We start from the raw sequence: 19,832 nt of genomic DNA, 5'->3' as shown, positions 1-19,832 counted from the left end.
GAAGAACCCATCATGCGCAGACGCGCCCTGCTGGCAGCCGGGCTGCCGCTGGCATTGCACCACCCGGCGCTACCACCGACCGATTCGGCGCAGCACGATCCGCCGCACCGGACGTCACACGCGCTGGCCCGGCTGGCCGCGGGCAACCGCCGGTTCCGCCTGGGCGCCGCGCGCCACCCCCACCAGCAGCCCCACCGCCGGCACCAGCTCGCCACCGGGCAGCACCCGTTCGTCATCACGCTGGGCTGCGCCGACTCCCGCGTCGCGCCGGAGATCGTTTTCGATCAGGGACTGGGTGACGTGTTCGACAACCGCGTCGCCGGCAACATCGCTGACGACCTGCTCATGGCCAGCGTCGCCTACGCCCTGGAGCACTTCGATCCCCCGCTGCTCGTGGTCCTCGGCCACGAGCGCTGCGGCGCGGTCACCGCCGCGATCGACGCACTCACCGGCCCGGGGCCCGGCCCCGGATACGCCGGCACGCTCGTGCGGCATCTGCGCCCAGCGGTCGAAGCGGTGCTCGGCCGCCCCGGCGACCTGGTCGCCAACGTGGTGCGGGCCAACATCGCCCTGCAGATCCGCCGGCTGCACTCCAGCCCGCCGATCGCCGGCAGGGTGCAGACCGGCCGGCTACATGTCACCGGCGCCGTCTACGACCTGGACACCGGCGAAGTGCCCTTCCTCTAGCGGGTGGAGCCGACCGCAACCCGGCAGCAGGTGTACAGGCCCCCTTCAGGCACCCTCGCGTCGTGCGCGGACCGCATCGCCGGTCTCGGTTGCGGGCCGCACACGAGCTCGCACGGCCCCAGCAACCGCCTGCATCGCCGACCCGGCGCCGCAGCCCTCACACCTGCGCGCCCTGGACGCCGACGCCACGCCCTTACACCGACCGTGCAGGTCCGCCCCCACATCGGATGTCACCCCCGTTTGCGACGCCAGGACCTCAGCTCCGTGACCTGACACCGGCCGGGGCCGGGTGGCCGCGGTCGTGATCCGCTTGATGGCGCGTGTCACTTCTCACTGCTTGGAGGCGGTAGGGGTGGCCTGGGCGAACCTTGTGGGCGCGCCCAGGCCACCGTCGGGGAGGAGCAGGTCAGCAGGGTCCGGCGTCGCTCCACACCGCCCACGACTGGGCCGCGCCCGGCTCGGCGCCGGTGGAGTACCACGTCGAGTTCCACTTGCGGCCGATGTGGGAGACCGTGTCACCTGGCGCGTATGCCTGGCTCGCGCTCCATGCCGGGATGCCGGCGCAGCCGCCGCCGGGCACCGTGACGGTCAGCGTGTACGTAGCCGCGTGGCTCGTGGCCGCCGTTGTGCCGGTCACCGTGATCGCGTAGGTTCCGGCGGGGGTGGCGGCCGATGTGGAGATCGTCAGGCTCGCCGAGTTGCCCGACGTGACTGACGCCGGGCTGAAGTTGACGGTCGTGCCGGGCGGAAGGCTGCCGGCGCTGAGGTTCACCGTCTGCGCCGGGCCGGACACGGTGGCGGTGTCGACCGTCGACGTCGCCGCCGCGCCGGCCCCCACGCTGCCGGTGCCGGGGCTCAGTGAGAGCGAGAAGTCGCTGGGCACGGTGCCGACGGTCAGCTGGTAGGTGACGCTGTGCGTCGTGCTGCCCGTGCCGGTCACGGTGATCGGGTAGGTGCCCGCGACGGTGCCCGGCCCGGTGTTGATGGTCAAGGTCGCGGAGTTGCCTGAGGTCACCGACGACGGGCTGAGGTTCGCCGTGGCCCCGGCCGGCAGACCGGACGCCGACAGGTTCACCGTCTGCGGGCTGCCGGAGGTGGTGGTGGTCGAAACGGTGGCCGAGACCGATCCTCCGGGCTGGGTGCCGCCCGCGCCCGGGCTCACCGCGAGGGAGTAGTCCGACGGGACGGTCGTGCCGACGGCCACCTTCCACACCGCGTACGCGATGCCGTCCGCGGTGCGGTTGAGGGCGGTGGCATTGATGTTGCTGGTCGTGTCACAGGAGCGGTGGTAGCAGGGGTCGTAGGCCGAACCGGCCGTGCCGCCCCACTTGGCCGCCTCCGCCGAGGTCTTACGGGCGCTCGCCCCGGTCGCGTAACCGGACGTGGGGATGCCCGCGAGCTGGAACGAGTAGTCATCGGAGCGGCCCTGCCCCTCGACGTTCTCCTGCGGGGCGAGGTTCAGCGACGTCCAGTACTCCCGCAGCGGCGCCGCGGTGGCGCCGTTGATGTTGTTGATGAAGTAGCCGCCGTTGCGCGAGGCGACCATGTCGAAGTTGTAATAGCCCTTGATCGCGCTGCGCTGGGCCGTGGAGAGCGAGTTGACGTAGAACTCGGAGCCGTTGAGGCCCTGTTCCTCGTCGGTCCACCAGCCGAACCGCACGTGCCTGAGCATCGGCGGGTTGGCTGCGGCCAGCTGCAGCGCGACCTCCAGCAGGCTGGCCGAGCCGGATCCGTTGTCGTTGATGCCCGGTCCGGCTGACACGCTGTCCAGGTGAGCGCCGAACATGTACGTGGCGGCCGTGTCGCCACCCGGCCAGTCGGCGATCAGGTTGTTGGACACGTATGTGCAGGTGGTACAGCGCTGTTCGGCCACGGTGAATCCGGCGGCCTGCAGTCGGCCTTTCACGTATGCCAGCGACTGGGTGTATCCCGCGGATCCGGCGCGCCGGGTGCCACCGTTCTGGTTCGCGATGGTGTTGAACTGGGTCAGGTGCGACTGCACGCTCGCCACGTCGATGTCCGGCGCGGCCGCCGCCACGGTCGCCCATCCGATGGGGACAGGGTCGGCTGCGGCTTGTGGCATGAACGTTTGGACAGCGAGCGTGCCCAGCGCCAGGCTGAGAAGAATGGATGCGGTCCGTTTCACATTGCGCTCCTCGACGGCTGTGGATACTGCCCGCACCAATGAACAACAGTCTTAACAGATAGGGCAACATGGATGACCCCTTGCGCCACCCTTGTCTCGACCCTCGACGAACCGGCACGCACGAGTGCTTGAAGCAGGGGTCTCCCCCGGTCCGCCGTCGGGTCCGGTGGGTCCGCGATGAGGCCCGGCCGGCCGGGAGAGCGGCTGTCCGGCTGACGCCGAGGACGCCGCGCGGCGCAGTGGAGGAACGGCGGTCCCGTTGCGCGGTGACGTTCTTGAGCTGCGCTTTGCTGCGGGCCCACCCCGTTGGCGCGGCTCAACGTGGCGGTGTTTGCGATTGCGCCAATCGGCTGACGAGATCTGCTCGGTTGCGAACACCGCGCATTCGGTAGACGCGGGTCAAATGCGCCTCGACCGTCTTCACCGACAGGTGCAGCGCGGCGGCGATCTGCCGGTTGGTCGCCTTTGCGCGAACCATGTCGATGATGTGCTGCTCCAGGTCGGTAGGCGGACGGCCGTGACCGTCCAGATCGTCCAGCGCGGCTTGGACGTAGCGCAGCCAGGGAGTGCATCCGTGGCGCGCGTACCGGCGGGCGGCTTCGCCGTATGCCATGCGTGCAGCGGCGCGGCGGCGGACGGCCGCCTCGATCGCGCCGAGAGATGCCCAGGCTCGGGCCACTTCGAGCGGATAGGGATGGTCCGCGGCATGCCCCAGCGTGTCGCGCAACAGCGAGGCGGCCGTGTGCGCTTCCCCCCTCGCGGCTTGGAGCACCGCCTCCGCGCGGGTGAGTCCCAGCCGGACGACGGTGCGATCCTCGCGCCCGGCTCGGGCCCGTGCCTCCTGCAGTACATGGGCGGCCTGCTCCGTCGCACCGGCGCGCGTCAACGCCTCCGCAAGGTCGGCGTCCAGCAGGAACAGCGCCGGGTCGACGTAGCCGATGCCGTCGAGCAGCTCACGGGACCGGGCCAGCAGCGCGGCGGCGGTGCCGACATCGCCTTGCAGGTAGCGTGCCCGGCCGAGCAGCCCGAGCGAGTAGGCCCGGCTTTCGGTCATGTTCTGCGGTTCCAGCGCAGCGGCGGCTGCCTCCAACGCCGACGCCGCGGCCGCCGCCGTACCGCCGTTGAGTTCGGCCATGCCCCGCAACAGCAGCGCACGTCCGGCGTTGGGCTCGAGATCCTCACGGAAGCGCGCCCCGGCCAGGCCTGTGCTGTACGCCTGCCGGCACCGGCCGGCCCGCTCGTAGGCGACGGTCAACACGTGCAGCACGTCGCCGAGCTCGCGAAACCGTCCGGCGGCCTCGACATCGCCACGAAGCAATTCCAGGTCCCGCACCGCAACGGACACCCCGCCCTGACGCAGCCGCGCGACCGCCAGGCCAGCACGCAGGTACACGGCGGCTTCGGTGAGCGGCCCGCCTTCGGTGAGCCGTACACCGTGCCGGTAGGTGCGGATCGCCCGTGCGCCGTCGGTGAACAGCTCCACCGGGCCTCGGACGCTGAGGATCCGGGTCATCAGTTCGGTGCTGTCACCGGCTAGCGCCTCGGCCTGCTCCAGGTCGGCCAGGCAGCTCGACAGCTCACCGGATCTCATGGCGACATCTGCCTGATACAGGTGGACACGAGCCATCAGGTGCGGGTGGCCAGCCGCGTCGGCAGCGGCGTCCGCAAGGAGTCTGCTGGTGCGTTCGCTGTCGGCGTCGAGGTCGGCCAGCAGCAGGCGTGCGCTCACCCTGCCTTCGACGTCCGCGTCGCCGAGCGCACGCTCGCAGTCGGCGCGCGCGTCCGCGAAAAGACCGGCCGCATGGCTGCTGTCGGCCGCGTTCAGCAGGCGTCGCGCGGCCAGCGCGGGGTCTGCCGGGGTGCGGTCGGCTGCCAGGCGCGACAGCTCCGCAGCCGTACCGGGCGCACCCCGGCGGCGTGCCGCGTCAGCGGCCCGGTCCAGCGCGGCGGCGAGTTCGGCATCGGGCCGGCTGCAGGCCAGGGCCCGGTGCCGGGCATGTCGCACCGGGTCGTCGGTCAGATCGGCGATACGCAGGTGCGCGGCCAGGCGCTGATGCGGGGTCGCGTCCGCGTACACGATCTCGGACAGCATCGGATGGCTGAACCGGTATCTGCCGTCGGCGCCAAGAACCAGCACCCCTTCGGCCAGGGCGGCGGACGCCTCCGTCTCGGTGGGCGCGGGGCCGCCCGCTGCAAGCATCAGCAGCCCCGGGCGCAGTGCGGGCGCAAGCCCAGCCAGCCGGTCGGAGACGAGATCACGCAGCCGGCGTGTGACCCGCAGCGGTTCGTCTGGGCGTGGTGTGACGTCATCGCGGACCAGCGCCCGGCCCAGTTCGAGCGCGAACAGCGGATTGCCGCCGCTGGCGGCGGTGATCCGCGCCATGGCCGAGCCGTGCAGCCGCAGCGCCAGGCGCGTCCTGAGCAACGCCGCGAGTTCTGTCTCCGCCAGCCCGCCCAGCGGGATCTCGACCGTCGGGGACGTGCACAACTCGCCCAGGGAAGGTTCGTCACCATCGGCGACGCGCTCGGTGACCAACGTCGCGATCCGCGATCCGCCCAGCCGCCGCACCGCGAACGCGAGCACCTCCATGCTGGGCGGATCCAGCCATTGGGCGTCGTCGAGAAGTATCAGGACCGGTTGCCTTTCGGCCAGTGCCCGCAACAGCTCGACCACGGCGATCCGCAGCGCCGGCTGACTGGTGGCCGTGCCGGCCGCGGGTGGCTCGTGCAGCAGCGCGGCGCGCAATGTCGCCGCCAGATGGGCGGGCACCGCGTCGTCGGCGGCATCAAGGTGGGTGGCGAGTAGATCGAACAGCGCCACGTAGGGCAGATGTGCTTCGGTGGCCGAGGCAGCGCTGTGCAGTACCAGGGCCTCGCCTGCGGCCGCGACCGCGCCGATCACCGTGGACTTTCCTATACCGGCGGGCCCGTACAGCAGGACCCCGCTTCCCGTGGCAAGGTGTCGCCGACAGCCGTCGATCACCGCTGCTCGCCCGAGGACTGAAGTCAAGCCGTCCATCGGGGCAGGTTATCGACGGCCGCGAGTCGCCGGAAGTTTCATCCGGATGCTATGACTCGCGCAGGGCGCTGACAGGGTGGATCGGCCGCGATCGGCGACGTGGTCGACTTCAACTCCGTGGTCGCGCCCGGCTCGGACATGATCGCAATCCTGGTTGCAGCATCCGCGACGGTCCTGCCCGGCCAGAGTCGGATCGGCCCAAGAGCGTGAAGCACCGCTCGGCACGAGCGAAAGCCGCCGTCTCCCGGGTCTGCGCTGTATCCAGCGATGCTCGGCCTCCTCTCAGTAGTGGGCCGGCAGCCCGCCCAGCCACGACGGCAACCCGGGCATGCTCACAACCAGGACGGATCCCATGCGACCTCACCCGCACCTTTCCACCACTCCACCCACGGGCAGCCGACAGCGGTCGGGCATCAGACTGCACATGATCTTCGGCACCCGCATGTCGCGCACCGTCGCAAAAGTCAGACATGCCCGCACGATGGCGGTGATGTCCGCCGCGGTCGCGCTGGCGCTGACCGGCTGCGCGGCAGACCGCTGCCCGCCGACGCAGCAGTCGGCGCCCAACTCGCAACAGGAAGCACCGGCCAAGCCCAAGTACGGTTTCGGCGTGCCCAAGGGCGACCCGTCGCTGGACAGGAGCACGGTCAACACGGTCTACAGCCTGCTGGGCAACCGCAAATGCAAGACGGCCGCCGACAACATGGACGACGACGCTTGGCAGGACTTCCTCGACCCGCGTGAGGTGCTCCTGGTCCAAGCCGCCGTCGAACTCTGCGGCAACAACGACAAGAAGGCCGATCCCCGCCGCGCAGCGGCCCTTTACGAGGCGGTCAGCGACCAATTCGGCGGCTGGAACCACATCGGCTGGTCGGAGACCTCCAGCTCACTGAGCTGGCACGTGTGTGAGATGTACAAGTCGGTGGCCAGCACCATCGACAAGAAGGACCGAGACGACGTCATCTGCTCCAACGCCGACGCACCGGACAAGGTCCTCCAGTGGCAGGCTGACACCGACCCCCGAGCACTGGTGCAGAGATGACCCAGCCGGAGACCGCCGAGCCACTACCCCAGCCGCACCTGAGCGCCGCGGCCGAACTGACCCGGCAGCTGCTGCTCCTGCTGGCCAACGTCACCGTCATCACCGCGCTGCTGGTCTACTTCGGCTGGTGGCGCGCAGAGGAGCACAACCGGCTCCTCGGTTTCGACCAGGCGCTGCTCGGCATGTCGACCCAGGAGTACGTGCTGCGCAGCATCGACCAGGTGCTCGTCCTGCTCGCCATCGTCGGCGGCCTTGGACTGCTCGGCACCTGGGCATGGCAGCGGCTGACCCGAACCGCCACCTCCCCGCACCGGGCCGCCGGTCTGCTGCCCGCTGTACTGATCGTGGCAGCCGTCCTGCTGCCGGCCGGATTCGCGGTGACGTTCCCGGTGTGGAACGCCACCGCCTACACGCTGTGGCCGCTGTCGGTGGCCGCGGGCATCCTGCTGCTCGCCGCCGGGCTGCGGCTGCGCGGACTGCGGAAGGGCCAGACACCGCAGGCCGACACCATGACCCAGCTGTTCCTGCTGCTGGTGCTGGGCGTCTGCCTGTTCACCGCGGCTTCACACCGGGCCGCGGTCGTCGGCGCCGAACTCGCCGACGACTTCGTCGCCGGTTTCGCCAAGCAGCCCGATGTGACCGTCACCAGTGCCGAACCCCTGTACCTCGACGGACCCGGCGTCACGACAGAGCAGCTCGACGAGTCCACCTACCGCTACCGCGGCCTGAAGTTCGTCGAACGGACCGGGACCACCGTGTTCCTGCTCCCGGCAGGCTGGCGCGTCGGCCACGGCCAGCTCATCGTCCTGTCGGAGGGTGAAGGGCTCCGATTCGCCTACGGCAGCACCGGGTAGACCCACCGAAGCCCAGCGTCGATGCCGTCGAGCACAAAGGCATGACGTCTCCGGTATGGCCGGGGGCGGCGCCGTCGCCGCGGTGCCGCCCCCGGTTTCGTGCGCTGCGCAAGCTACTGGAGCAGATGGCCGGGGGCAGGCCGACCCGGGCCGGTGGGCCGCGCCGGACGGTCAGGCCTGCGGCGGAGCGGCGTGTATGCGTACGCAGCAGTGGCCTGGCTGCGGGTCCAGCGGGACGGGCGTACGAGTCACCCGCGGGTGTTGACCCACACGTCGACGATGGTGTGGTTGGCGCACGCCGCGTAGGAGACCTGGCCCACGGCGGCCCAGTTCCCGGGGCATGCGATGTAGCCGACACCCGGCATGAAGTGCTTCTGCAGCATGTTGACCTGGTGCTCACCGGTCCCGCCGGTGCAGATGCTCTGCGCCCAGTTGGAGCCGTAGGTGACCGTGCAGCCGGTCGGCGCAGCCGACGCGGCGGAGCCCGTCGCAACCACGCTGCCGACGGCCGTGAGGACGCTGAGCGACGCGTACGTCGCCACCCTTCTGAGGTTCATGCTCCCCCTTTATTTAACACACCTAACAATTAGTTCACCACGATATTCGCCCTGTTCGATTCCCGTCAATACCTACCATCGTCGATCGATAGCCGCCCTCGGGGTATCAGATCGTCGGTCCGGGCCGACAGCGGCAACAGCCGGCGACCTGAGGCCGTACCACGCTGTGGGCCCGGTGCGGGCGGGTTCCCGCACCGGGCTGAACACCAGCGCGCCGTGGCACGGCTGGTCGCGGACTGCTACGGGCGCCTGAACAGCTCCTCCAGCCACTGCACGACCTGCGGCGCGATCGCCGCCGCCACGGTGAAGTGGTCTGCTCCGGACACCGGGGTGTAGATGACGTCGGTGCCGGCCGCGGCGAGCTGCCCGGCGGTGATCTCGGTGAGCACGGCGGGCAGCTGATCGGCCGTGCCGTGGGCCAGGCGCACCGGTCTGGGGTAGCGCCGGACCGGGACCTCGTGCGGGTCGAACAGGGCCGTGAACTCGCCCATCGCGGCGGACGGGTCGGTGAACACGTCAGCCATCGTCAACCCGGTCAGCGCCGCGGCCATCTGCTCGATGCAGACGTGTCCGGCGAGGTCGACCAGGTCGAGGCCGGCCGGGGTGAACCAGTCCGCGGCGCGGAACCCGCCGGGGTGGGTCACCGGCAGGGTGCGGCCCTGGTAGGGCACTGCGGGGTTCACCGGCGCGGCCGGGTTTCCGGCAGCGGCGAACTGCAGGCCCCACTGGGTGGTGGGTGCGATCGCGATGGTGCCGACGTGGCGCAGTGACGGCGCGTATCCATCAGCGAGCGAGCCGGTCCACAGCGCCGCGTGGCCGCCGAGCGAGTATCCGGCGGCGGCCCATCGCCGCGACACCGGGGCGAGACGGCGTGCGGCGCGGACGATGTCCACCATGGCGTACGCCTCCGCGGGGCCGTGCACGACCGAGCTTTCGCCCGGTGTGCCGATGCCCTCGTAATCGGTGACGGCCACGGCGTACCCGGCGCGGAGCAGCGCCTCGCTGAGTGGGCGGATGAACGGCGGCGTGCCGGCCTGCGAGGCGGCGCACCGGTCCGGCGTGCCGTTGAACCCCGGGCCGAAGCTGACCAGCTGCCACCCGCCCGCCGGTGGGGTGCCGGCCGGCAGGGTGATCGTGCCGCTGGCCACGGTCGGGTGGCCGTTCCACGACGTCGAGAGGTAGCGCAGCCGCCACGCGGGACCGGATCCGGCCGGCCGCAGCGGCTCCGGCAGCGGCTCCACCGCCACCGGGGTGCCCGGCGCGCGGCTGCCGGAGCCGTGCGGGACGGCCGTCGCGGGGCCTGCCGCGGCTGGAGTCGCGCTCACCGCGACGAGGCAGGCGACGACGGCAGCGGACCACCGAAGCGTGCGGCGGGCTACGGCGCGATCACCGGCGGCGGCAGGCAGGACCGGCGGCCGGCGGTGGAGGTGGATGTGGGGATGTGCCATGGGGCTCCTCAGACGGGAAGGGACCCGAGGAGAGCAGGGGCGGGCGTCGCGGTTGGCACACGCCGACGGCCGTCGGCGTGCACACGGACGTGTTCGCTGCCCTTCGCCCGTTCCTTGCGCGGCACGACCCCGAATCCGCTCGAGCCGTGGACGCTCCCGCCCGCCAGCTCACCACATTAGACTTAATCGATAGATCGGGCAACGGCGCGCCCTTATTGATCAAGAACTGCATGGCGCAGCCGCCGACCGTTCGGCCTAGGGACGAACGCCGCAATGATCGCGATACTGGGCCGATGCCCGGAATTCTTGCCGACATCGCACCGGACCCGGAGCCGCTGGATGCGAAGACCGCCGCGTTGTGCGCCGCCTTCACCGCGGTAATGGCCGTGATCGTCCTGGTGGTGATACTGGTCCGGCGGTCGCGCGAACAAAGCCGCGGTGACAGCCACGGCGGCTGATGACGACGTCCAGTCGCACGCACGGCGCAAGGCAACCCGCTGCCCCGCTCCGCGGGCATGAACATCGTCCCGACGTTGAGACGGGGGTACGGGCGCGGGCAGGTCACCCGGCACACAACGCCGGGCCGGTGCCGCGCCCGTACCCGGCACCGGCAGGCGTCCGGCCACTACTGGCAGCAGATGTTGAACCCGCGGTTCATCCAGAACGTCGTCGGAATCGGGTTGCTCAACGTGAAGTTGTCGACGCTGGGAGCGGCCAGCTCCCTGCGGCCCGGACGCATCTCCACGTGCGTGTGCGCCGAACTCGCGCCGCGCGATGCCTCGGTGGCGATCCGCTGGCCGCGGCTGACGTGCTCCCCTACGCTGAGCCCGTCGAGCGGATCGGTGTGCAGGTAGATGATGCTCGCATCCAGCTCGGCGTTGTAGATCGACAGCGTGGACAGCCCACCGCCGCCTTCGACCTTGTTGATCACCGTACCGGCGGTGAGGGAGTACACGGGTGACCCTGCGCCACGTGCGAAGTCGATGCCCTCGTGGCGGCCCGAGGTGGACAGGTAGCCGTCGAAGTAGGCGCTGATCGCGCCGCCCGCGTCGTGGTAGACGCCGTACTCCAGGCGGTCGTTGCCCGCCTCGCCGACGACGTGGCCGGCGTTCTCGTTCTTCAGCGCCGCGCTGAGGTTGTCCTTGCGGCCGGCGATGAACGAGTCGATCGCCCCCGCCCAATCGCTCTTGTAGAAGATCGTGACCGGAACGGACTTGCGATTCCAGACCGAGGCCGCGTTGTTCTTCACGCACTGGCCCCGCCCGCTGCCCGCGCTGATGAAAGTCACGCAGCCCGCCCCGGTGCCGTAGTCCCTGACCGAGCCGCTGAAGTCGACCAGCGACCCCTCGTGATTGCTGTTGTAGTAGAGGCAGACCTCCCCGTCCTCGCACACCCCGTTGCGTGCGGTCGCCGCGTGTGCCGGCGTGGCCCCCACGACCCCGCCCAGCATGGCCGCGACGATCACGGCGATGACAGACTTCTTCAACGTCGTCCTCCTCCGAAAGCCGAGCGCACTGACGCGCGCTGCGACGTTACGGCGGGGCGGTACATAGGCTCTATAACGGACGGATTGCCCGAGAAGAGCGATCCGGGATGGTTTGGCGCGCCGCTCTCCTTCGACAGCCGGTTGTCACACGGAGGGGTCCCAGGCTGCGAGCTGGTCGAAGATGCGGCGGTCGCCTTCGGACTTCAGCGAATCCAGCGGTATGCGGCCGTAGAAGAACAGGACCAGGTCACTGGCCGTGCCTCGGGCGGAGGCGTCGGCCGTGTCCGGGTCCTGGCCGACCGCGGACGTGAGGTGGGCGACCTGTGCGCCGTCCTGGGACAGCCGAAGGCGCCAGGAGTGGCCCTCGGTGGCGTGGTAATCGACGACGGCGGGTTCGTGCGGCCAGGCGACCGTCGTCGCACAGAGGGTGAGCTGGCAGTCGTCGAAACCGTCGAGGGCTATCTCCTCCGGTATCGGCTGCGGGGCACCCCCGGCGAGCTGGACGTCGTAGGTGTGCACCGCGATCTCGTGGAGCTGGCGCCGCGCCCAGGCCCCGGAGGTCTGCGGTGACGGCGAGTCGCCCCACCATGTCCAGCAACCGCGATCCGGGCCCGCCTCGCGCAGCACGCTCATGAGGTGCTCGACGGACTCGGCCCACCAGGCCAGGAGAGCCTCGCGCTCCCGAGGTGCACCCGCGCCGCCTGCCCATGCGGACTCCTCCGGCGGAGCGTCCGCGGGCCCGGCGGTGACGATGGCGGCTGCCTTGCGGCGGCCCATACCCACGTGTTGCACGTGATCGAACAGCGTCCGCTCGGGATGGGTCGGCATCTGAACGTCGAGGCCGGGTGCCGCGACGACCGCCGCATGGAAGGCAGCCGACCGTTCGTTGATCAGCCGCAGCTGATCAGGGAACGTGAGTATTCTGAGCACCCGGCTTTCTATCACTGCGCTCCGAGGACCGGACAGCGATTTTCCCAGCCGATGCGGCGGCCGCCCCGGCGCTGACAGGTGCCCTTGGATGACGCGCGGGCGCCCCTTCCCGAATCGGTGATCCGCAGAACGCTCGGGCGCATCTCACCGATCGGCATGAGATTGTTCGACGCATCGACATCAATGATGATTTCCGCATGTCATTCAGAAGCATTGTCATGGGCGGGGTCGCCGTCGTGATGACGGTCGTGGCAGGCACGGCCGGAGCCCTGGTGGCCCCGTCGGCCGCCTTCGCCGACACGCTGTCGCCGCCCGACTACCTGGTCAACACCTCTACCGGTTCGCTATGCGTAACGAACGCGTCGACAGCCGTGCTGCTGGCCGGCTGCGACGGCGGCACGAACCAGATGGTGCGGGTGAAGCGGTACTCCGGTAACCAGGTGCAACTGCAGGCCCGCCGGAGCAGCTACACGACCTGCCTGGCGCCGGAGGGCGGCTCGACCGCCTCTGGCACACCGATCGTCCAGGTGACGTGCGGTTCGTCGACGTGGAAGCTGTGGACGGTGAACGTCGACGCCATCACGCACGAGTACCAGTTCACCAACGTCAAGTCGGGCAGAAGTCTCGGCTGGGACGGAACCGGGGTCTTCCAAGGCGGGTCACGGATCAGGTGGCTGCTGACCCCGGCCGGAACCTGGTACCGCATCGGCCCGACGCACACCGACAAGTGCCTCGACGTGGACACCGCCCAGAACAACGGCACCTACGAAGGCGTGCGGGTGCAGCAGTGGACGTGCCTGCCCTACGCGCAGACGAACCAGCTGTGGGCCATCACCGAACTTGAGGCGCCGTTCGTCTTCAAACCGGGCCCCTACACCGGCTCCGTGCTCGCCCCGGCGGTGGTCCGGTTCCAGCCGGCGCACTATCTGTCCAGCTGCCTGACGTGGGACAACACCGCCAACGGGACCGCGGTGCGGCAGCGGCAATGTTCGGCTACGCCGACGCAGAACCGCAAGTGGCTGCTGATCCCTGTCAACCACGACCTCGACTGGCCCGTCTACAAGATCGTCGCGTACGGCGGGGAGGGCTGGCCCTGCCTCGACGTGGACAACCGGATCGACTACGGCGTCGCCGACGGCACCAAGGTGCAGATCCACCAGTGCCTCGACGGCCAGGCCAACCAGGAGTGGTACATCTACAAGGCAGCCGCCTGACAGCGAGCCGGGCAGGGCAGGCCCGGCTCGCTGCCGCCACCAAGCCGAGCACGTCACCGTCCACGTTCCCTGGCCGCTCCACCGGCTTGCATCCTGTACCCGGGTACAGGCTTACGGTGGGGTCATGGCTGATCAAACCCCGCCCCCGGCTTGGGTTCCGCAGGCATGCACCCTGCCCACCGCCGAGCGGCCGTTCCGGCTTGCCGAGTTCGACGCGTTGTTCGCCCGTGCCATCGGGCCGGGTGAGCGGGTGAACGACCGGCACCTGCGCCTGCTGCTGTCCGGCGGCCCCGACGCGGCCTCCGACGTGAGCGACCTGGCCGCCCGCGAGAGCGAGTGCTGCTCGTTCTTCACGTTCACCGTCGCCGCCGACGGGCCCGGACGCGTGCGGCTCGACATCGAGGTGCCCGTCGCGCACATCGACGTGCTCGACGCCGTCGCCGAGCGAGCGACCGCCGTCGGCGGCGCCAGGTGAACGGCCCGCTGCGCAGCGGCGAACTCGCCCAGGCGGCCGGGGTGAACCAGCAGACGCTGCGCTACTACGAACGCCGCGGCCTGCTCGCCGAACCGGTGCGCAGTCCTGGCGGCCACCGCCTCTACCCCGCCGAAGCCCTCACCGTCCTGCGGGTGATCAAGACCGCGCAGCGGCTCGGGTTCACCCTCGACGAGGTCGCCGAACTCGTCGACCTCGGCACCCACCGCCACGGCCGCCGACGCGACGCGAGCCTGCAGAAACGCGCCACCGCCAAGCTGAGCGAGATCGAAGCGAGGATCGCCGACCTGCAGGCCATCGCCGCCAGCCTGCGCGCCGCCCTGGCCGCCGGCTGCGACGACCTGGCCACCTGCGCCACCACCGACTGCTGTCCCCTGCCCTTCGCCGACCTCGACCGTAAAGGACCCGCCTCATGAGCGCCCTCCGCCGCCTGCTGCCCGGCAGCCTCACCGGCCTGACCGGCCTGGCCTGTGCCCTGTGCTGCCTCATCCCGCTGCTGCTGGCCGCGGGGCTGCTCGGCGGCGCCGGCTGGGCGGTGCTCGGCCAGATCATGCCCGGCGTCGCCCTGGCCCTGGCCGCGGTCACCGGCCTGGCGTGGTGGTGGGCCCGCCGCCGTACCCATGCCACCGGCTGCGCGGGCGGCGACTGCTCCTGTGGCGCCGCCCGGTGAGGGAGCGAGGCTGCCCGGCATGACGGTCGCCCGCTCCGTCATCCTGTCCGCCCTGGCCGCACTCCTGTCGTCGCGGACAGCATTCGGGTGAGCTCGGCTCCCAGCGCCGAGCCGACGTGCGCGCGAGACGACTGGCTTGGTCAAGCCCGGTGTCAACGGCACGGACCCCTGCTCGTGCGCCTATGACAGCCGAGCCTGTGCTCGACGGGATCGGGCGTGCAGGGCCGGAAGATCACGGCTGGTAGAGCATGCGTCGCCGGGGAGACTTCACGGTCCGTCAGCTTCACGAGGCCAGATCGTTCAGACACGGTCCGGCCTCAACCGGACCGCAGTAGTGGGGGAAGCATGGAAGCAGTCGAAGCGAAGACCCGTCCGCGGCGGCTCACCGCGGTGCTGAACACGGCGATGCTGCTGGCGGTCAGCGGCCTGATCGTCACGGCGGCCACCTCACCGGCAGCCGCCGCGACGACCTCCGGGCAGTTCGTCACCGTCGGCTCGGGAATCGGGTGCGACGGAAGCACCGGCGACGGCGGAGCATCGACGCCTGCGACGGTGTCGCTGACGCGCGTGGGCAACGAGCTGCGGATCGACCTGTCGCTGTCCGGGATCCCGGCGCAGACCTACTCGGTCGAGGTGTTCGAGTCGACGGGCGGGTGCGGCAGCGACGACCAGGCCGCGATCGGCAGCGTCGCCGGTGCCACGCCCCCGACTCTGGTGATGTCCCTGCCCCACGTGACTCTGGGCGGGGAGCTGCTCGGTGACACGACCGGCTCCGAGCGGGCTGTCATCGTCCTGGACAGGGCCGGCAGCAGCTGCGGATGCGGCGACGCGTTCGTGGCGGTCGTACCGATGCCGGCCGCAGAACCCGAGGATGTCGACACCGACCATGACGGTCTGGACGACGAGTTCGACGACTGTCCGCAGGTCCCCGGTGATCCGCGGTACGGCGGCTGCCCCGCGACCAGGTACGAGGTCGTGTTCGCGACCTTCATCCCCTCCAACTACATCGACAGCACCATCGTGTCCCGACTCAACGCGACCGAGCTGCCCATCTTCAACCGCAACTGGGGCAACGGCTGCTTCGCCCGGCCCGAGCCGGGAGCACCGGAGCAGCTGTACACCGTCATCGGGGCAGGCGACGACCGCGGCTACAGCTACGCCGCGGCCAGCGGCGCCACCGGGCGGCGCTACCGCTCGCTGCAGAAGGCGACCGTCGTGGCGATCGACAAGGGTGCCCGGACGGAGTTCCTCGTCGACCCGGACTCCGTCGTCACCGACGCGGGGGTCTCGGAGAGCTTCGTCAAGAACCGCCCGGGCGCGCGGGGTGCGCTCAACCACGGGGTTGTCGGCAGGATCGACCCGTCGGACCATGACGGTCCGGTCAACGACTGCGTGCTGCGCCAGGGGGTCAATCCGGGAAGCAGCGACGAGATCGACGTACCGACGGTCAGCCAGGTCGCCGCACACCGCGGCAGGCTGACGCTGAACGGCGTGGCGAAGAACGGTCTCATCCCGTTGTCGCCCTCGATCAACTGGAATCTCGCCGTGGAACTCGACACGACCGGTGACTCGACGCGCGTGACGGTCAGTGGCCAGCGCGACGGCTTTCCGGCGTACGAGATCTACGTCAATCAGCAGCCGGTCTACCAGTTCGCCCCGACCGGGCTGACCGCAGGCCAGCTGCCGACACTGCGGTTCGGGCTGCTGGACCTCGGAGGGCTCTTCGTCTCCCAGACGATCACTCCTGTCAGCCGGGTACTGACCTGATCCAGCGTGACGTTCTAACCCCCGCCGCGTCGTGGCGGTCGGCGTCTGCTGATCGGATGCCGAGGGCTGCCCGGGGGTGTCGTGCCGGGTAGGGCGGCTGCGGCTCCCGGCGCCGCAGCCGCCGCCCGGTTCAGGCAGTGGGCGTGGTCAGCACCAGGTGAGGGTCGAGTTGACCCGGGTCACGTTGGTGATGGTGTTGTTGGCCCCGCCGCACGGGCTCTGCCGGATGTTGGTGTTGGACACCGTGAGGTTGCGCAGGGCGATCCCGGACGACAGCGGGAACTCGGTCCGTGCGGAGATGCGGACCTCCCCACCGCCGTTGACGGTGCCGGACACGGCGGCGATGGTGACGTTGTAGCAGTTCTCGATCAGGATCGAGTTGTTGCCGGTGTTGGCGATGTCGATGCGGTCGATGACCGCGCCGCCGCTTTCGGAGACGCAGAAGATGCCACGGCCGCCGCCGCGGGCCTTGACCGTGCCGACGCGGATGTTGGTGTTGTAGGCGCTGCCGATGCGGCCGTTGCGGTTGGCCATCCGGAACGCCGCGTATCCGGTGCCCGCCCCGGCGTTGTCCGCGTCGACGGTGCCGATGGTGGCGTTGATGGTCTGGTTGAGCAGCAGGCCGGACTCGCCCACGTTGCGGGCGGTCACGGTGCCGATGGTGATCCCGTCGACGCCGTAGGTCTCCACGGCGTGCGAGCTGGCGCCGGACACGTAGACGTTGTCGATGCGGACGTTGCGGCTCCACTGGGTGGTGTCGCCGCGGTTGTCGATGCGCACGCCGAGGCCGCTGGACAGCCGCATGTCGATCTGGCCGAGGGTGAGGTTGTTGACGTTGCGGGTGAAGATGCCGTACACGGGGGTGCCGGTGAGCTTGAGGTTCTGCACCTCGATGTCGGTGGTGCCGCGGGAGTAGACCGGTGCCATGTCACCGGACCCGGCGCCGGTCACGTTGATCGTGCCGCACACGTCCAGGACGGTGTAGCTGGGCAGCGACAGGCGGGCGCTGGCGGGCACGTTGCCCGAGCCGCGTACGACCACGCGCTGCTTGCTGGTGCGCCCGGCGGTCAGGCCGTTGACGGCGGCCTGCATCGCGGCGAGCATGTCGCCGCCGGTGTAGCGGGTGGTGCCGCCGTTGCGGGCGGTCCAGGTGCTGCCGGACAGGGTGACCTCGCCGTGGAAGGTGCCGCTGCCGCAGCCGGACGTCGGGGGCGGCGAGGTGGTGCCGCCGGTGCCGACCTGGACCAGCTGCCACTGCTGGTTGGCGCCGTTGAGGTCGTCCCACTGGGAGATCCGGGCGCCGTCGGCGGTCGACCATTCGAAGACCTCGAGCGCCTTGTTGCTGTTGCGGTTGATCAGCCGGACGTGGCCGCTGTCGGAGTCGGCGAGGCGGAACTGCTGGTTGGTGCCGTTGGTGTCGGGCCACTGGACGATGTTCGCCCCGCCCGCGGTCGACCGTTCGTAGACGTCGAGGACCTTGCCGCTGTGCCGGGACTTGAGCCGGTAGTAGCCGCCACCGGAGTCGACGAACTGCCACTGCTGCTGGCTGCCGTCGTTGCGGGCCCACTGGACGATCGGGGCGCCGTCGGCGGTGTCGAGGTTGTACAGGTCGAGGGCTTTGCCGCTGTGCCGGTTGACGAGCACGTACCAGGCCGAGGTGTTCACGGTCGCGGCCTGCGCGGGCTGCATCCAGGCCACTGCTCCGAGGGCCGCGAGGATGAAGGCGGTGGCGAGCACGAGTCCGGTGCGCCAGGGTGTGTGCGGAGGACGGGAGTTCTTTGCCGGGTTGGTTGACATCGTTGTTCCTTCGATGGGGGCGATGGGCTCAGGTCTGCGGATGGTTGTTCTGGGTGGATCAGTAGACGTAGGGCCAGCCGGCCGCGTCGTAGCCGATGCGGTTGATGCCGAGCAGCGAGGCGCCGTTGTCCGCGTAGTAGTGGTAGACGAGCTGTTCGCCGTCGGTGTCCGGCAGGACCGCCTGGTGTCCGGGGCCGTGGATGGAGCCGTGCCCGGCCAGGACCTGGGTGCCGCCGCCGCTGGTCAGCGCGGTGCCGTTGCGGTCGACGTACGGGCCGGTGACGTCGGCCGACCGGCCGACCGTGATCCGGTAGGTGCTGGACGCGCCCTTGCAGCACAGGTCGAACGACATCCACAGGTAGTAGTAGCCGCCGTGTTTGACGATGTAGGGGGCTTCGACGGCACCGCCGGCGTTCGGGCGTGACGCCAGGCTGCGGACCTGGGTGTCGGCGGCTGAGCGCAGGCCGGTGGCGTTATCGAGGCGGATGAGCTTGAGCCCGGACCAGAACGAGCCGAACGACAGCCACCAGTTCCCGGAGTCGTCGAGGATCAGGTTCGGGTCGATGGCGTTGTAGTTGACCGACGTCGACGACTCGATCACCAGGCCGCGGTGGGTCCAGGATCCGGCGGCGCCGGTGGGCGAGGTGGCCAGGAAGATCGCCGAGCGCTGCGACCCGAACGAGGAGGCCGAGTAGTACAGCCAGTACTGGCCGTTGCGGTAGGAGATGTCCGGGGCCCACAGGTTGCGGTCGCCGTTGGTGTACGGCGTCGTCCACGACGCCCCGTTGGGCCACACCGCTCCGGCGTTGCGCCACGCGACGCGGTCGGCGGACGTCTTCAGCGACAGGTTGATCCCGGTCGCGGCCAGCAGGTACGTCCCGTCGGGCTTCTTCACGACCGTCGGGTCGTGGGTGCCGACGTCCCCGGTCACCAGGCCGGGCAGCGGGTATTGCGCCGGGGGTGTGCCGGGCGTGCTCGTCGGCGACGCGCTCGGGGTGGTCGCGCCGCCGACGCGGACCAGCCGGAACTGCTGGTTGGCAGCGTTGGTGTCGTCGTACTGGGAGTACCGGGCGCCGTCGGCCGTCGACCAGCCCCACAGGTCAAGGGCCTTGCCGCTGTTGCGGTTGATCAGCTGGAGGTGGGTGGCGTCGATGTCCTGGACCGAGAACTGCTGGTTGGTGCCGTTCAGGTCGGTCCACTGCACGATGTCGGCGCCGTTGGCGGTCGAGCGCTCGTACACGTCGAGGACCTTGCCGCTGTGCCGGGCGCGCAGCCGGTAGAACCCGCCGCCCGCGTCGACGAACTGGAACTGCTGGCTGGCCGCGGTGGCGTTCGGGGTGCGCTGCACGAGCGCGGCCCCGTCGGCGGTGGACGAGCCGGCGATCTCCAGGGCCTTGCCGCTGTGTCTGTTGACCAGCTGGTAGTACGCCGACGTGTCGATCGTCGCCGCGTCGGCGGTGGTCATCACCGCGACCGCTCCCCCGCCGCCGAGGGCGAGCACGGCGGCGACGGTCATGGCGATGCGGGCACGCCGTCTCGGTGGCGTGCCAGAGGGGAGTGCATCGGGCATGGGGGTACCGTCCTCTGCTTGCCGGCGGCGCAGCCGCCGAGGTGATGGGAGAAGACGACGGTGCACGGCCCGCCCGTCTCAGCAGGTCGTGGTCGACCGGGCCTGGTGACGAACGGCGGTGGCGCACGGGGTGTGCACCCGTCGTGGGTCGT

The 19,832-nt window shown here is 70.3% G+C and carries 17 protein-coding genes; 9 read left to right on the top strand and 8 right to left on the bottom strand.

Annotated elements, in window-relative coordinates:
* Positions 1-12 precede the first annotated feature (12 nt).
* The gene (locus Cba03nite_RS29755; protein ID WP_203753229.1) at positions 13-687 is read left to right on the top strand and encodes a carbonic anhydrase; all 675 of its coding nucleotides are present in this window, start codon (positions 13-15) and stop codon (positions 685-687) included.
* A gap of 406 nt (positions 688-1,093) precedes the next feature.
* Here the strand turns inward: Cba03nite_RS29755 and Cba03nite_RS29750 are convergent, their stop codons facing one another.
* Positions 1,094-2,833 carry a M28 family peptidase gene (locus Cba03nite_RS29750; RefSeq protein WP_239126100.1) on the bottom strand — a complete coding sequence of 580 codons (1,740 nt, stop codon included), beginning with the start codon at positions 2,831-2,833 and terminating at the stop codon, positions 1,094-1,096.
* Positions 2,834-3,149: 316 nt separating this feature from the next.
* Positions 3,150-5,852, bottom strand: coding sequence for a helix-turn-helix transcriptional regulator (locus tag Cba03nite_RS29745; protein ID WP_203753226.1), 2,703 nt, complete (start codon positions 5,850-5,852; stop codon positions 3,150-3,152).
* Between the two features lie 424 nt (positions 5,853-6,276).
* Here Cba03nite_RS29745 and Cba03nite_RS29740 point away from each other — a divergent pair, with 424 nt between their 5' ends.
* Positions 6,277-6,894 carry a hypothetical protein gene (locus tag Cba03nite_RS29740; protein ID WP_203753223.1) on the top strand — a complete coding sequence of 206 codons (618 nt, stop codon included), beginning with the start codon at positions 6,277-6,279 and terminating at the stop codon, positions 6,892-6,894.
* A complete protein-coding gene (locus Cba03nite_RS29735) occupies positions 6,891-7,748 on the top strand; it encodes a hypothetical protein (protein ID WP_203753220.1) in 858 nt (285 codons plus the stop codon). Before Cba03nite_RS29740 ends, Cba03nite_RS29735 begins: the two co-directional genes overlap by 4 nt.
* 248 nt (positions 7,749-7,996) lie before the next feature.
* Here the strand turns inward: Cba03nite_RS29735 and Cba03nite_RS29730 are convergent, their stop codons facing one another.
* Positions 7,997-8,305 carry a hypothetical protein gene (locus tag Cba03nite_RS29730; RefSeq protein ID WP_203753217.1) on the bottom strand — a complete coding sequence of 103 codons (309 nt, stop codon included), beginning with the start codon at positions 8,303-8,305 and terminating at the stop codon, positions 7,997-7,999.
* 239 nt (positions 8,306-8,544) lie between these two features.
* Positions 8,545-9,630 carry a lipase family protein gene (locus tag Cba03nite_RS29725; RefSeq protein ID WP_203753214.1) on the bottom strand — a complete coding sequence of 362 codons (1,086 nt, stop codon included), beginning with the start codon at positions 9,628-9,630 and terminating at the stop codon, positions 8,545-8,547.
* Between the two features lie 269 nt (positions 9,631-9,899).
* Between Cba03nite_RS29725 and Cba03nite_RS29720 the strand changes: the two genes are divergently transcribed.
* Positions 9,900-10,211, top strand: a complete 312-nt coding sequence (locus tag Cba03nite_RS29720) for a hypothetical protein (RefSeq protein WP_203753211.1) — start codon at positions 9,900-9,902, stop codon at positions 10,209-10,211.
* 167 nt (positions 10,212-10,378) lie between these two features.
* Here Cba03nite_RS29720 and Cba03nite_RS29715 read toward each other — a convergent pair whose 3' ends face one another.
* Both Cba03nite_RS29715 and Cba03nite_RS29710 read right to left on the bottom strand, forming a co-directional pair.
* Positions 10,379-11,239, bottom strand: a complete 861-nt coding sequence (locus Cba03nite_RS29715) for a M23 family metallopeptidase (RefSeq protein WP_239126099.1) — start codon at positions 11,237-11,239, stop codon at positions 10,379-10,381.
* A 144-nt stretch (positions 11,240-11,383) separates the two neighbouring features.
* Positions 11,384-12,169 (bottom strand): maleylpyruvate isomerase N-terminal domain-containing protein, encoded by a 786-nt coding sequence (locus tag Cba03nite_RS29710; protein WP_203753208.1) that lies wholly within the window; start codon positions 12,167-12,169, stop codon positions 11,384-11,386.
* 197 nt (positions 12,170-12,366) lie between these two features.
* On the opposite strand from Cba03nite_RS29710, the gene Cba03nite_RS29705 reads away from it, so the two are divergent.
* The 5 genes from Cba03nite_RS29705 to Cba03nite_RS29685 all read left to right on the top strand — a co-directional run bounded on the left by Cba03nite_RS29705 (position 12,367) and on the right by Cba03nite_RS29685 (position 16,313).
* Positions 12,367-13,383 carry an RICIN domain-containing protein gene (locus Cba03nite_RS29705; RefSeq protein WP_203753204.1) on the top strand — a complete coding sequence of 339 codons (1,017 nt, stop codon included), beginning with the start codon at positions 12,367-12,369 and terminating at the stop codon, positions 13,381-13,383.
* A 124-nt stretch (positions 13,384-13,507) separates the two neighbouring features.
* A complete protein-coding gene (locus Cba03nite_RS29700; protein ID WP_203753201.1) occupies positions 13,508-13,858 on the top strand; it encodes a hypothetical protein in 351 nt (116 codons plus the stop codon).
* Positions 13,855-14,292, top strand: coding sequence for a MerR family transcriptional regulator (locus Cba03nite_RS29695; RefSeq protein WP_203753199.1), 438 nt, complete (start codon positions 13,855-13,857; stop codon positions 14,290-14,292). Before Cba03nite_RS29700 ends, Cba03nite_RS29695 begins: the two co-directional genes overlap by 4 nt.
* Positions 14,289-14,546 (top strand): hypothetical protein, encoded by a 258-nt coding sequence (locus Cba03nite_RS29690; RefSeq protein WP_203753197.1) that lies wholly within the window; start codon positions 14,289-14,291, stop codon positions 14,544-14,546. The genes Cba03nite_RS29695 and Cba03nite_RS29690 overlap by 4 nt, the downstream gene beginning before the upstream one ends.
* A gap of 345 nt (positions 14,547-14,891) precedes the next feature.
* Complete coding sequence (locus Cba03nite_RS29685; RefSeq protein ID WP_203753195.1) at positions 14,892-16,313, top strand: hypothetical protein; 1,422 nt, start codon at positions 14,892-14,894, stop codon at positions 16,311-16,313.
* 147 nt (positions 16,314-16,460) lie between these two features.
* Here the strand turns inward: Cba03nite_RS29685 and Cba03nite_RS29680 are convergent, their stop codons facing one another.
* Together Cba03nite_RS29680 and Cba03nite_RS29675 are read right to left on the bottom strand one after the other, a co-directional pair.
* Positions 16,461-18,110, bottom strand: a complete 1,650-nt coding sequence (locus tag Cba03nite_RS29680) for an RICIN domain-containing protein (protein WP_203753193.1) — start codon at positions 18,108-18,110, stop codon at positions 16,461-16,463.
* A 58-nt stretch (positions 18,111-18,168) separates the two neighbouring features.
* Positions 18,169-19,680 (bottom strand): family 43 glycosylhydrolase, encoded by a 1,512-nt coding sequence (locus Cba03nite_RS29675; protein WP_239126098.1) that lies wholly within the window; start codon positions 19,678-19,680, stop codon positions 18,169-18,171.
* Positions 19,681-19,832 lie beyond the last annotated feature (152 nt).

The organism is Catellatospora bangladeshensis, assembly GCF_016862575.1.
Lineage (GTDB): Bacteria > Actinomycetota > Actinomycetes > Mycobacteriales > Micromonosporaceae > Catellatospora > Catellatospora bangladeshensis.
The sequence above is the reverse complement of the archived record's forward strand: the minus strand, read 5'-3'. Positions and strand labels throughout refer to the sequence as shown.